This window comes from Pseudomonas faucium, assembly GCF_021602585.1.
Lineage (GTDB): Bacteria > Pseudomonadota > Gammaproteobacteria > Pseudomonadales > Pseudomonadaceae > Aquipseudomonas > Aquipseudomonas faucium.
Genome location: NZ_BQIP01000036.1, coordinates 24,360 through 37,362 on the forward strand (window position 1 = coordinate 24,360; position 13,003 = coordinate 37,362).

Consider the following 13,003-nt stretch of genomic DNA (forward strand, 5'->3'; position numbering starts at 1 on the left):
TGCCGGAATGACAGGATTCCCGTGAATTAGCCCATATCAAGAGGCCATCCTTCGATGATCGCCCAGCTGCCGACCCTTGCGCCGACCGCCGCTTACCCCGAATTCCTCGAAGCCCTGCGCAGCAGCGGCTTCCGTGGCCAGATCAGTGCCGACTACGGCACCCGCACGGTGTTGGCCACCGACAACTCGATCTACCAGCGCCTGCCCCAGGCGGCCGTGTTCCCGCTGGACGCCGACGACGTGGCGAAGGTCGCCACGTTGATGGGCGAAGCGCGTTTTCGCGAGGTCAAGCTGACCCCGCGTGGCGGCGGCACCGGCACCAACGGCCAGTCGCTGACCGACGGCATCGTCGTCGACCTGTCGCGGCACATGAACAAGATCCTCGAAATCAACGTCGAGGAGCGCTGGGTGCGGGTCGAGGCCGGTACCGTCAAGGACCAGCTCAACGCCGCGCTCAAGCCCCACGGGCTGTTCTTCGCCCCTGAGCTTTCCACCTCCAACCGCGCCACCGTCGGCGGCATGATCAACACCGACGCCAGCGGCCAGGGCAGCTGCACCTATGGCAAGACCCGCGACCACGTGCTCGAGCTGCACAGCGTGCTGCTGGGCGGTGAGCGCCTGCACAGCCTGGCGATCGACGATGCCGCGCTGGACCAGGCCTGCGCCGACGCCGGCCGGGTGGGCGAGGTGTACCGCATGGCCCGGGAAATCCAGGAAACCCAGGCCGAGCTGATCGAAACCACCTTCCCCAAGCTCAACCGTTGCCTGACCGGCTATGACCTGGCGCACCTGCGCGACGAGCAGGGCCGCTTCAACCTCAACAGCGTGCTGTGCGGTGCCGAAGGCTCGCTGGGCTACGTGGTGGAAGCCAAGCTCAATGTGCTGCCGATTCCCAAGTACGCCGTGCTGGTGAACGTGCGCTACGCAAGCTTCATGGACGCCCTGCGCGATGCCAATGCGCTGATGGCGCACAAGCCGCTGTCGATCGAGACGGTGGACTCCAAGGTGCTGATGCTGGCGATGAAGGACATCGTCTGGCACAGCGTCGCCGAATATTTCCCGGCCGACCCCGAGCGCCAGACCCTGGGCATCAACCTGGTGGAGTTCTGTGGCGATGAGCCGGCCGAGGTCAATGCCCGGGTCGAGGCCTTCGTCGAGCACCTGCAGCGTGATGCCAGCGTCGAACGCCTGGGCCATACCCTGGCAGAAGGCGCCGAGGCGGTGACCCGCGTGTACACCATGCGCAAGCGCTCGGTGGGCCTGCTCGGCAACGTCGAGGGCGAAGTGCGCCCGCAGCCGTTCGTCGAAGACACCGCCGTGCCGCCGGAGAAACTGGCCGACTACATCGCCGACTTCCGTGCGCTGCTCGACAGCCATGGCCTGGCCTATGGCATGTTCGGCCATGTCGATGCCGGCGTGCTGCACGTGCGCCCGGCGCTGGACATGAAAGACCCGGCCCAGGCCGCGCTGGTCAAGCCGATCTCCGACGCCGTGGCGGCGCTGACCAAAAGCTACGGCGGGCTGCTGTGGGGCGAGCACGGCAAGGGCCTGCGTTCGGAGTACGTACCGGAATACTTCGGCGAGCTGTACCCCGCGCTGCAGCGCCTCAAAGGCGCCTTCGACCCGCACAACCAGCTCAACCCCGGCAAGATCTGCACCCCGCCGGGCAGTGCCGAAGGCCTGACCAAGGTCGACGGCGTGACCCTGCGCGGCGACCTCGACCGCACCATCGACGAGCGCGTGTGGCAGGACTTCCCCAGCGCCGTGCACTGCAACGGTAACGGCGCCTGCTACAACTACGACCCCAACGACGCCATGTGCCCGTCGTGGAAGGCCACCCGTGAACGCCAGCATTCGCCCAAGGGCCGCGCCTCGCTGATGCGCGAATGGCTGCGCCTGCAGGGCGAGGCCAACATCGACGTGCTGGCAGCGGCGCGCAACAAGGTGTCGTGGCTCAAGGGGCTGCCGGCACGGCTGCGCAACAACCGCGCCCGCAACCAGGGGCAGGAAGACTTTTCCCACGAGGTGTACGACGCCATGGCCGGCTGCCTGGCGTGCAAGTCGTGCGCCGGGCAGTGCCCGATCAAGGTCAACGTGCCGGACTTCCGCTCGCGCTTCCTCGAGCTGTACCACGGCCGCTACCAGCGCCCGCTGCGTGACTACCTGATCGGCTCGCTGGAGTTCACCATCCCGTACCTGGCCCATGCTCCGGGCCTGTACAACGCGGTGATGGGCTCGAAATGGGTGGGCAAGCTGCTGGCGGACAAGGTCGGCATGGTCGACAGCCCGCTGATCAGCCGCTTCAACTTCCAGTCCACCCTGACCCGCTGCCGGGTCGGCGTGGCCAGCGTGCCGGCGCTGCGCGAACTGACGCCGGCCCAGCGCGAGCGCAGCATCGTGCTGGTGCAGGATGCCTTTACCCGCTATTTCGAGACGCCGCTGCTGGCCGCGTTCATCGAGCTGGCCCACCGCCTGGGCCACCGGGTGTTCCTGGCGCCTTACAGTGCCAATGGCAAGCCGCTGCACGTGCAGGGCTTCCTTGGCGCCTTCGCCAAGGCCGCCATCCGCAACGCCACCCAGCTCAAGGCCCTGGCCGACTGCGGCGTGCCGCTGGTGGGCCTGGACCCGGCGATGACCCTGGTCTATCGCCAGGAGTACCAGAAAGTGCCGGGGCTGGACGGCTGCCCGGCGGTGCTGCTGCCGCAGGAATGGTTGATGAACGTGCTGCCCGAGCAGGCGCCGACCGCGCCCGGCAATTTCCGCCTGATGGCGCACTGCACCGAGAAGACCAACGTGCCGGCCAGCACCAAGCAATGGGAGCAGGTGTTCGCCCGCCTGGGGCTCAAGCTTGTGACCGAGGCCACCGGCTGCTGCGGCATGTCCGGTACCTATGGCCACGAGGCGCGCAACCAGGGCACCTCGCGGACCATCTTCGAGCAGTCGTGGGCGACCAAGCTGGACAAGGAAGGTGAGCCACTGGCGACCGGCTATTCGTGCCGCAGCCAGGTCAAGCGCATGACCGAGCGGCAGATGCGCCACCCGCTGGAAGTGGTGTTGCAGTACGCCCAGCGCTGACCTTCAAGGCCCTATCGCCGGCAAGCCGGCTCCCACAGAGGCACATTCGTGTTGACTGTGGGAGCCGGCTTGCCGGCGATAGGGCCGCTAATGGTGCCCCTTGATAAGGCCTTCCCGGGCCCGCCGCGCCTGCTGGTAGAGGTACAGGCTCAACACCAGCCCGCAACACGCCGCCGCCGCTGCAAACAGGAACATCGAAGCAAAGCCGAACCCCGACGCCACCGCACCCACCAGCGGCCCGGTGATCCCCAGCGACAAATCGACGAACAGCGAATAGGCCCCCACCGCCGCCCCGCGGTTGGCTGCCGACACCTGGTTCACCGCCTCCACGCCCAGCGCCGGGAACACCAGCGAGAAACCGAACCCGCTCAGCGCCGCGCCCGCGAGTGCCATGTGCGCGCTGGGTGCCAGCCACAGCATCAGCAGCCCCAGGGTTTCCACCGACAGGCAGGCGATTGCCACGCGAAAGCCGCCAATGCGGTTGATCAGGTTGCCGAACAGCAACCGCGCACTGATGAAGCTGGCGCCGAACAGGCTCAGGGTCAGGGCCGCGTTGCTCCAGCCGCGGCTGGCGTAGTACAGGGTGATGAAGGTGGCGATGGTGCCGAAGCCGATCGAACCCAGGGCCAGCCCCGAACCGTGCGGGAAGACCTTGCCCAGTACCCGCAGGAACGACAGGCGCACACCGCTGACGATCGGCGCGGCGCGTTTCGGCCAGGCCAGCAGCAGGCCGATGACGCCCAGCCCGATGATGCTCGCGCCCATGCTCCACAGCCCCAGGTTCTTGACCATCAGCACGCCCAGTGGCGCGCCGACCGCCAGTGCGCCATAGCTGGCGATGCCGTTCCAGGAAATGACCTTGGCGGTGTTGTCGGCACCTACCCGGCCGATACCCCAGCCAATCGAGCCGGCACCCACCAGGCTCTCGGCACTGCCCAGCACCAGCCGGCCCAGCAGCAGGCAGGCCAGGCTTGCCCAGGGCAGGTGGGTGAGGAAGGCGCAGGCCAGCATGAACACGCCGCTCAGGCCGCAGCCGAACAGGCCGTACATGACGGCCTTCTTGCTCCCCAGGTTGTCGATGATGCGGCTGGCGGTGGGGCGGCTGAGCAGGGTCGCCAGGTACTGCACGCTGATGACCAGGCCTGCGACCACGGTGCTGAAGCCCAGGTCGTTGTGCACATAGCCCGGCAGCACGGCCAGGGGGATGCCGATGTTCAGGTAGCCGATGAAGGTGAACAGGACGATGGAAACGACCTGCAAGGTGGTTGCAAGTGAGGAGGGGGAATGCTGTGGCATAGAGGGGCCATGACCGCTGACGCATGATGCCCGACATGATAGCGGGCATGGTCGGGCCATGGGATGAAGCTTTCACGGCCCGCCCAGGCCCGGGTGGTCAATCGGCGTAAGGCAGCAGCCAGGTCACGCCGAAATCGGCGCTGGGGTAATCCAGGCGCAAGCGCGGCAGTACATAGCCGCCGCAGGAGCGGCAGGTGTCGAGCAGGGTGAACACATGGATGTACTGGACGTGCTCGCTCCGTGTCAGTAGTTGGTCGTTGAGGGTAGAGGCAATCAAGCGTTCCGAGTCCAGCGTCCGAGGGTGGGAGCGCTCAACCAGTTGATCGCTGCGGCGCAACACTGGCAGTTGGCTGAAGCGCGGGTCTGGTGCCCTGTCATTCATGTAGGCGCGCGCATCGATGAAGGTGACGGGCGGCTGTTCATTGGGGCTGGGCAATGGGATCGTCAGTGGGTGCCTTCTGCCACCGGAGAGCGAGTAGTAGACCCTGCCGGTGCCGTCGTGCATCTGCACCATGGCGAAGGCCAGGTTTGCGCCACCCAGGTGCTCACGCAACGTCGTGGCCCCCTGTTCTGTGAGCAGTTCAGCCAGGGTTGTCGAAGTGAAGGCTGTTTTGCCGCCTTGGGCAGGCAGCAGGCGATTGAGCACACCGACGATGTGCTGGCCCAGCACTTCATCGACCTCGGCCAGTTGCAACCAATCCGGGATGATGTGCTTGTTCAGCCCGACCACGCCTGAGCGCTGCAGGCCGGTGAGGCCGGTGAGCGCGCGTTGCGGCTGCAACCGAGTGAGGATGTTCTGGGCATATTCGGTCAGCGACTGCTCCTGCAGGTCTTCGAGCAGCTTGATGTAAGGGGATTTGTTGAGCGGCTCAAGGGTATTGTCGTAGCGAATCCAGTCCCGCAGCAGTTGTGCCACGTTGTCGATGTCCTGCTGGAGGTTGGCGTGGGTGGCGACGATTCGGTAAGACTCGCTGACCTCCAGGTAGCTTTCGATCGCGTCTTGGTCGGTGATCCGCTGAAGCCGCCTGCGTTCGGAATGAGGCGCTGTCGCAAGGTCCGCGCGCGGGCTTCCTTCGGCCATGGCCTTGAGTTGGTTGCTTTGCCATTTCCAGGGCTGGTAGGGCGCGCCGTAGATTGCCAGGGTGTCGGCTTCGACCATCAACCATTGTTCGCCGCGCCACTCGATCACCGCGCCCCTGAGCGTGCGCCGATCGGCGATGCCGCGGGCGAGGCCGCCGAGCCGTATCGGTGGGCAGTGGCTGGCAATGAGTGTCACCTGATCCAGTGGCATATCGTCCGGCAGGCCGAACCAGAGCTCGCCACTGGGTTCGACCATGATGCGTCTGTGGTAGGACGGCTGGCTGTCTGCAAGCAAGTAGTTGATGGCGGCTTCGTCGGTGGTGACCTGCTTGAGTACTTTGCCTTTGTTCAAGTGCAGGATCTTGCCATCACGCACCATCAGGGGAGACCAATAACTACGGTTGTCGTTGCCGCGCACGCGTACGACGAAAGGCTCGATACGACGGGTGAGGAAAGCGCGACTTACCTGCTGGCCGAACACGGGGGTGTTCGATTCGATCGCGGGCGGGTTGAAGATGAGCCTGTGCTTGTTCGGGCTGATCGTCTCAATCGTTGGCGCTGAGGCGGTGACGAGGCTGGCGTGGGATAGGCGGTTGGCTACGCCAGGTTGCGAGATCGGGTGCAATCGGTACACGCAACCATTGATCAATGCATCGATCTCATCGGCGTTTCGACGGAGAGTTACCGGCTCTTCGATACCAGCCCAGACCAGGCGATTGCCGTCATCGCTGGCGGAGGTGACGCTGATGGTGGGCGGTGTCAGCCCGGGCACGATCTGTTCGTGGACGGCCATTTCGTCGAACCAGCGCCGGGTGCTCGCAAGCTCCGGCGCACTGTGCCATCTGCGCGGCCCAGGCGCTCGCTCCAGCAGTGCCTCGGGCAAAGGGCCTGACCAACGCCTGGCGATGTTCACGATGCCCTCACGGCTGGCGTTGGCGGCTTGTTGCTCGGCGCCGTGCAGCGCCACCAGCGGGCGCAGCAGCCGGCCGCCCACCCTGATCGCGCTGCCCAGCAGGAACAGCGCGTCCAGGCCGCAGGCCAGCGCTTGCTGGCCACTGCGCACATCGAAGCAGCCAAGCCCGGGCACGTTGTTCTTGAGTAGCTTCCACAGGTAGCGCCCCAGGCTTTCCTGCTGTTGCCTGGCCTGGTGCAGCTCCAGGCGCGTGGCGCCTTTGCCTACTGCGTGCAGGGCTTGCCGGTTGCTGAGCGCGACGGCCTCGGCATAGTGCCTGGCAAGCGCCGCTACCCGCTGTTCGGCCGGGGCTTGCAGGGGCGACTGCAGGCGCGGGAAGTTGGCGACATCCCAGGGCAGTGGCGTGTCATGGAACTGGCTGTAGTTCAGCTCGAGGGTGTCGGTCAGCCGGTGGCGATAGCGGGTGTCGACTTCGCGTGTGGTCCATTGCAGTTGCTCTGGGAACAGTGTCAGCAGGGTGTCGCTCAGGGTGCCTGGAAGCAGGATGAGCAGGCCCTTCGTGGCAACTTCGAAGCGCCATTCGGTTTCTGCGCTGTCGCCGTAGCCGGGAATCCCCCCTTGCACGGGGCCGCAGTATCGGGGCCAGGCCACGGCATGGCAGGCCCAGGGTCCATCGTGCAGGCGCTGCATCAGCTCAGGGTCGAGTTGGCCGAGGCAAGACTGGAAGGTTTTTTCGTAGGCTGCGGTGGCCGTTTTCTGCCAGGCGTCGAACGCGTTTTCGTACCAGGCGTTCATGTCTGGCAGGGTACGATGGGCGTAATTCTCGCCATGGTCCAGGTAGGCTTCCAGGTGCAGTTGCTGGTCGCTGTTGCGCCCGTCGGGGTCAAGGCCGGCCTGCTCCAATTGCCAGCGCGCCTGGGCGACGCGGTCGGGGAGGGTGCGCAGCGCATCGAGGTTCCAGGCCGTCAGGTAGTGATCGTGGATGCGGCGCCATTGCGCAGCGGACCAGGGCGCGGGGTGATCGATGTGCTGCTTGACCTGCGCCCACTCGACCAACGTGTCGTGCAGGGCTTCGTTGGTGAGCGGGTCATCCGCCGCGCTTGGGCGCGTGCCGGCGGCCAGCGCGTGGCTGAAGGTCAGCGGATCACCGCTCGCCAGCAACACCCAGGCGCCCTGGCGCAATTGGGTCCACAGCAGGTCGGGTTCATGGCGGTAATCGGCTGGCCAGTCGTCGAGCAGCAGCTCGGGTGCGAGCCGGCGCATCAGCAGCTCGCTGGCAAGCTGTGCGTCAGCAGTGGTGCAGGCGAGGCTCGCCTGGACGCTGTTGACCAGGTCGTGGCGGATGTCGGCGGCGGGCGTGGAGGCGTTGTCCTGGCTGAACAGGTCGAAATCCAGGAGATAGCCCGGCCGTCGCGTCTGTGGCGGGTAGATCACCTCCAGCAGTGCCTGCTCGGCCAGGGCCAGGTGGCGTGGTTCGGGCGTGCCGTGGGCGGGCCACTGCAGGGTTGCCCCCAGGTTCAGGGCCCAGTCATCGAAGGCGCTGGAGTGAAGCAGCGCATCGAGCACTTGCGCGGGTGAACCCTGCAGCGACGGCCCTGGCAGCCAAGCCTTGCCGTACTCGTTGGGCAAGTGGCCGGCATTGCGTTCCTTTGCGGTTGGCGCTCGGTATCGCCGGCTGTTGGCGTGGACGTCGGTCTGCAGCGTAGCGAACAGTTTGCGCGCCAGGCTCGTGCCAGGGGCGGGCGAGAGGAGGTGCTGCGCAATGGCGGGCAGGTCTAGGTAACCCTCCAGTTGCAAGGCCGGCGAAGCAGGCCTGGGGAGTGTTGGGTGGGTGGGCAGCTCTGCGTAGGCGAGCAATGCGGCAACGATGAACGCATCGCGACGTACCAGGCATTGCTCGTCTGCCCACAGCGATTGGGCGAGGCTGCTGGTGCTGTAAGGCGCTGCCGTCGGCGCCCAGCGAGCAAGTGGATTGGCAGCAGTCAGCAGTTTTTCGGCCAGGGTCGCGTAGAAGCGGGCGCATTGGCTATCGCTCACCGGCGCCTGGGCCGGGCGCTGCAAGGCGGCATTGAGATAGGCCTTGGGGCCAGGGCTTGCGAAGGCGAGGGCGAAAGAGGCGCGAATGGCCTGGTCATCGAGATCGGAGGGGTACAGCGCGGGGAACTCGAAAGCCCGCTCCAGGTGCAGGTTGAGGGAGGTCTTGAGGTCGTGCGGGCCTGAGAACTCGCTGTGCAGCACCAGGCTTTGGGTGTCGAGCGCATCGATCAGCGCAGGCAGGTCATCGTTCGGGGTTTCCGGTGACATGGCGTTGGCTCCTGTTGAAGGGGCCGTCAATGTGCGTACCGGAGGCGAGCGCGAGGTGTTAGCGGGGTAGGGACAGGGCAAGACGGTGTGAAAACGTGATGACGGCGGTTGCCCGCGGGTCAGCCGTTTTCACACAGCCGACGGGATTGCGCGGTTATTCCTGGTCAGCGCTGGATTGATCGTCGCCATCCTCGACGGCAGGCGTCGGTTCGGAGTGAGCGGCAACGGTTGGCTCTTCGGGGTTCAGGCTTGGGAAGGGAAGATTCGGGATTTCATGCATCTCGTCGTTCCTCGCAAGTGTGAGTGAAAAGTCTGCGCCAGGCGCGGTTCGAGCTTCAAAAAGCTGGGGCAGGATACACAAGTCTGGATGACAGTTTGTATTTTTTCCCGGTCGCTTGTCGGTTTTGCGGGCGGATACCGGCCATTTCCCCAATGAAAAAGGGGCCGATGTACGGCCCCTCTTGCGACTTTGCTGCGGGTTACTTGCGGCCTTCGGCCTTCTCGGCAACCTTGTCGGTGCGCGCGCACATGATGAAATCGTTGCGGTGCAAGCCCTTGATCGAGTGGCTCCACCAGGTCACGGTGACCTTGCCCCACTCGGTCAGCAGGCCTGGGTGGTGGCCTTCGGCTTCAGCGATTTCGCCCACGGCATTGGTGAAGTCCAGGGCATGCTTGAAGTTCTTGAACTTGAACACGCGCTCCAGCTCCATGTGGCCGTCGCGTACTTCGATGTTCCAGTCCGGGATCTCGCGGATCAGCTCGGCCAGCTCGTCGTCGGTGACTTTCGGTGCATCGGCGCGGCAGGCTTCGCAATGGGCTTGGTTCAAGGCATTCATGGGTACTTATCCGGTTCGAGTTGTTATGAAGTGGGCTCAGGCAGCCTGCTTGGGTGGAAACTTCGGCGCGTGCAGCCCCAGCTGCATGGCTTGCTGGACCATGCCCATGATGTCTTCGTGGGCCAGGTCGAACAGGCGCTTGAGGTTCGGCAGCACGAAGTACAGCGGCTGCAGGATGTCGATGCGATAGGGCGTGCGCATGGCTTCGATTGGGTCGAAGGCCTGGTGCTCCGGTTCGCCAGACAGACTGTAGACGGTCTCCTTGGGCGAGGAGAGGATGCCGCCGCCGTAGATCTTGCGACCTTGCGGGGTTTCCATCAGGCCGAACTCGATGGTCATCCAGTACAGCCGCGCCAGGTACACGCGCTGCTCCTTGGTCGCAGCCAGGCCGAGCTTGCCGTAGGTGTGGGTGAATTCGGCGAACCAGGGGTTGGTCAGCAGCGGGCAGTGGCCGAAGATCTCGTGGAAGATGTCCGGTTCCTGCAGGTAGTCCAGTTCTTCCGGGGTGCGGATGAAGGTGGCGACCGGGAAGCGTTTGCTGGCCAGCAATTCGAAGAAGGTCTGGAAGGGGATCAGTGCCGGAACCCGGGCAACCTGCCAGCCGGTGGTGGCGCCCAGCACCTTGTTGACCTCGCCCAGTTGCGGGATGCGGTCATGGGGCAGCTTGAGCTGGTCGATGCCGTCCAGGTACTCCTGGCAGGCGCGGCCCTCGATGACTTTGAGCTGGCGGGTGATCAGCGTGTTCCACACCGCATGCTCTTGCTGCGGGTAGTCGATAAAACCGTGCGCATCGGGCTCGCGTGCCACGTATTGCGTCTGTTTCATGTGGCTCTCCTGGTGAGGGCATTCTTGTTATGTCCACGACATGCATCAGGAATATCCCGCAATCCGATCAATTGCACGGGGTGGGCGGGGGTTGCCGGCTGGCCGCTGAGCCCTGGTTCGTAACGATAATTTTACAAAAGTGCCGGCATGTCGGAAAATTCGGCACATGAAGCTGGTGAAGGCAGCGTTTTTGTCAGCTTATCTTTACGGATTTTTCGTGCGGGGTTGAAAAACTTCGCCGTTTCGAGAGCGTTCATGCGTATCAAAGTGCACTGCCAGAACCGCATCGGCATCCTTCGTGACATCCTCAACCTGTTGGTGGAGTACGGCATCAACGTGCTGCGCGGCGAGGTGGGGGGTGACCACGGCAATGCCATCTACCTGCATTGCCCGAACCTCATCAACCTGCAGTTCCAGGCGCTGCGGCCGAAGTTCGAGTCCATCGCCGGGGTGTTCGGGGTCAAGCGTGTCGGGCTGATGCCCAGCGAGCGGCGGCACATGGAGCTCAATGCGTTGCTGGGGGCGTTGGATTTCCCGGTGCTGTCGGTGGACATGGGCGGCAGCATCGTCGCCGCCAACCGCACGGCGGCGCAGTTGCTGGGCGTGCGGGTGGATGAAGTGCCGGGCATGCCCTTGGCGCGCTACGTGGAGGATTTCGACCTGCCGGAGCTGGTGCGGGCCAACAAGTCGCGGATCAACGGCCTGCGCATCAAGGTCAAGGGGGATGTGTTCCTGGCCGATATCGCGCCGCTGCAGTCCGAGCACGACGACAGCGAGGCCCTGGCCGGCGCCGTGCTCACCCTGCACCGCGCCGACCGCATCGGTGAGCGCATCTACAACGTGCGCAAGCAGGAGCTGCGCGGCTTCGACAGCATCTTCCAGAGTTCGCGGGTCATGGCGGCGGTGGTGCGCGAGGCGCGGCGCATGGCGCCACTGGATGCACCCCTGCTGATCGAGGGCGAAACCGGTACCGGCAAGGAGTTGCTTGCCCGCGCCTGCCACCTGGCCAGCCCGCGCGGGCAGGCGCCGCTGATGGCGCTCAACTGCGCCGGCCTGCCGGAGTCGATGGCCGAGACCGAACTGTTCGGTTATGGCCCCGGGGCATTCGAGGGGGCGCGCGCCGAGGGCAAGCTGGGGCTGCTCGAGCTGACGGCGGGCGGTACCTTGTTCCTTGATGGGGTAGGGGAAATGAGCCCGCGCCTGCAGGTGAAGCTGCTGCGTTTTCTGCAGGATGGGTGCTTTCGCCGTGTAGGCAGCGATGAAGAGGTGTACCTCGATGTGCGGGTGATCTGCGCCACCCAGGTCGACCTCTCGGAGCTGTGCGCCCGCGGCGAGTTTCGCCAGGACCTGTATCACCGGCTCAATGTGCTGTCGCTGCATATCCCGCCGCTGCGCGAGTGCATGGACGGGCTCGAAGGGTTGGTGCAGCACTTTCTCGACCAGGCCAGCCGCCAGATCGGCTGCGCCATGCCGCGCCTGGCGCCGGCGGCGATGGACAAGCTGGCGCATTACCATTGGCCAGGCAATGTGCGGCAACTGGAAAACGTATTGTTCCAGGCCGTATCGCTATGTGAGGGCGGGGTGGTGAAGAGCGAACATATCCGCTTGCCGGATTATGGCGTGCGCCAACCGCTGGGCGAGTTTTCCCTGGATGGGGATCTTTCGCAAATTGTCGGGCGTTTCGAGAAGGCGGTGTTGGAAAGTTTGATGGGGGAATACCCAAGTAGCCGGGCATTGGGAAAAAGATTGGGTGTTTCACACACGACCATTGCCAATAAGTTGCGGGATTATTCCCTGGGCAAGTCGGGCGAATGAACTAACAGCGAAGGGGCCCGCAGGCCCCTTGATCAACAGAACTCAGCCGTTGGAGCAGCCGTTGCCCATCACGCGGTATTCAAGAATGTGCTTCTGCCCGTTGGAGTCTTCATAGGTCATGCGGGCGGGCACGACTTCGCAGACGTTTGGCACTTCGCTCATGGAGATGACCCGAGCGATGTCCAGGTGCTGCGAGTAACTGTACTGTTCAACCGGAATCTGCTCGACATCGTTTGCCTCGCCGGCGATCGCCGCGCTGCAAAGACCGCCAAGTACCAATGCCAGTAAAGCTTTCATTTTCTATTTACCTGTCTAAGGTCGTGAGGGGGCACGCGGCGCTTGTGGCGCCGCGAGTACTGCCAAGTTTTCAACTATCGGGATTAGAGAGGGATTAACGTTTGCCTTCGTGGGGGCTGTTACCAGTAGTTAATCGCCTTGCCGTTGCTGGCGAGGTGAATCTTATGCCTCGGTAACTAAGGGAAACAGATAGTGTTTTGATAAAGTTTTTTCGCCTTTTGACAGAATCTGTAACAATCCCTTGGCAAGCTTGCCTTCATTTTCCCCTCCCCGGGCCGCCGGCCGCGGGCTAGAGCCCTCGCCTCGAAGCCCGGAAAAATTTCCCGCCCTCGCTACTACCATCGTCGAATGGCTTTTGCCGCTCTGGTACAGTTACAAACGATTCCATACAAAAACAACTATTACACCGAGGTAACACAGATGAGTGCGGCTCCACTGTATCCCGTTCGTCCCGAGGTTGCGGCCACTACCCTGACCGACGAGGCCACCTACAAGGCCATGTACCAGCAATCGGTGATCAACCCGGACGGCTTCTGGCGTGAGCAGGCCCAGCGTCTGGACT

At 64.2% G+C, this 13,003-nt stretch carries 8 protein-coding genes; 3 read left to right on the top strand and 5 right to left on the bottom strand.

The annotated features are described in order from the left end of the window. Window positions 1-54 precede the first annotated feature (54 nt). Complete coding sequence (ydiJ, locus tag L6D75_RS25890) at window positions 55-3,075, top strand: D-2-hydroxyglutarate dehydrogenase YdiJ (protein ID WP_176511313.1); 3,021 nt, start codon at window positions 55-57, stop codon at window positions 3,073-3,075. Between the two features lie 87 nt (window positions 3,076-3,162). Here ydiJ and L6D75_RS25895 read toward each other — a convergent pair whose 3' ends face one another. From L6D75_RS25895 to phhA, 4 genes are all read right to left on the bottom strand, one after another. Then, window positions 3,163-4,371, bottom strand: a complete 1,209-nt coding sequence (locus tag L6D75_RS25895) for an MFS transporter (protein ID WP_176511312.1) — start codon at window positions 4,369-4,371, stop codon at window positions 3,163-3,165. A gap of 97 nt (window positions 4,372-4,468) precedes the next feature. Continuing rightward, window positions 4,469-8,668: a deaminase domain-containing protein gene (locus L6D75_RS25900; protein WP_176511311.1), complete on the bottom strand. Its 4,200-nt coding sequence runs from the start codon at window positions 8,666-8,668 to the stop codon at window positions 4,469-4,471. Between the two features lie 479 nt (window positions 8,669-9,147). Further along, on the bottom strand, window positions 9,148-9,504 hold the full coding sequence (locus tag L6D75_RS25905; RefSeq protein WP_176511310.1) for a 4a-hydroxytetrahydrobiopterin dehydratase: 357 nt from the start codon (window positions 9,502-9,504) through the stop codon (window positions 9,148-9,150). Between the two features lie 36 nt (window positions 9,505-9,540). Then, window positions 9,541-10,329: a phenylalanine 4-monooxygenase gene (gene phhA / locus L6D75_RS25910; RefSeq protein WP_176511309.1), complete on the bottom strand. Its 789-nt coding sequence runs from the start codon at window positions 10,327-10,329 to the stop codon at window positions 9,541-9,543. A 255-nt stretch (window positions 10,330-10,584) separates the two neighbouring features. On the opposite strand from phhA, the gene L6D75_RS25915 reads away from it, so the two are divergent. Next, window positions 10,585-12,144 carry a sigma-54-dependent transcriptional regulator gene (locus tag L6D75_RS25915; protein WP_176511308.1) on the top strand — a complete coding sequence of 520 codons (1,560 nt, stop codon included), beginning with the start codon at window positions 10,585-10,587 and terminating at the stop codon, window positions 12,142-12,144. 42 nt (window positions 12,145-12,186) lie between these two features. Here L6D75_RS25915 and L6D75_RS25920 read toward each other — a convergent pair whose 3' ends face one another. Continuing rightward, entirely contained in the window at window positions 12,187-12,441 is a 255-nt protein-coding gene (locus L6D75_RS25920) for a DUF2790 domain-containing protein (RefSeq protein ID WP_176511307.1), read from the bottom strand. A 420-nt stretch (window positions 12,442-12,861) separates the two neighbouring features. Here L6D75_RS25920 and L6D75_RS25925 point away from each other — a divergent pair. Continuing rightward, a partial coding sequence (locus L6D75_RS25925) for an acetyl-coenzyme A synthetase N-terminal domain-containing protein (RefSeq protein WP_236193906.1) occupies window positions 12,862-13,003 on the top strand: 142 nt, incomplete at its 3' end.

Bases quoted from the DNA above. Each gene is read 5' to 3' on its own strand.
- L6D75_RS25895 (WP_176511312.1), bottom strand. From the start codon at position 4,371: ATGCCACAGCATTCCCCCTCCTCACTTGCAACCACCTTGCAGGTCGTT.
- L6D75_RS25915 (WP_176511308.1), top strand. From the start codon at position 10,585: ATGCGTATCAAAGTGCACTGCCAGAACCGCATCGGCATCCTTCGTGAC.
- ydiJ (WP_176511313.1), top strand. From the start codon at position 55: ATGATCGCCCAGCTGCCGACCCTTGCGCCGACCGCCGCTTACCCCGAA.
- phhA (WP_176511309.1), bottom strand. From the start codon at position 10,329: ATGAAACAGACGCAATACGTGGCACGCGAGCCCGATGCGCACGGTTTT.
- L6D75_RS25900 (WP_176511311.1), bottom strand. From the start codon at position 8,668: ATGTCACCGGAAACCCCGAACGATGACCTGCCTGCGCTGATCGATGCG.
- L6D75_RS25905 (WP_176511310.1), bottom strand. From the start codon at position 9,504: ATGAATGCCTTGAACCAAGCCCATTGCGAAGCCTGCCGCGCCGATGCA.
- L6D75_RS25920 (WP_176511307.1), bottom strand. From the start codon at position 12,441: ATGAAAGCTTTACTGGCATTGGTACTTGGCGGTCTTTGCAGCGCGGCG.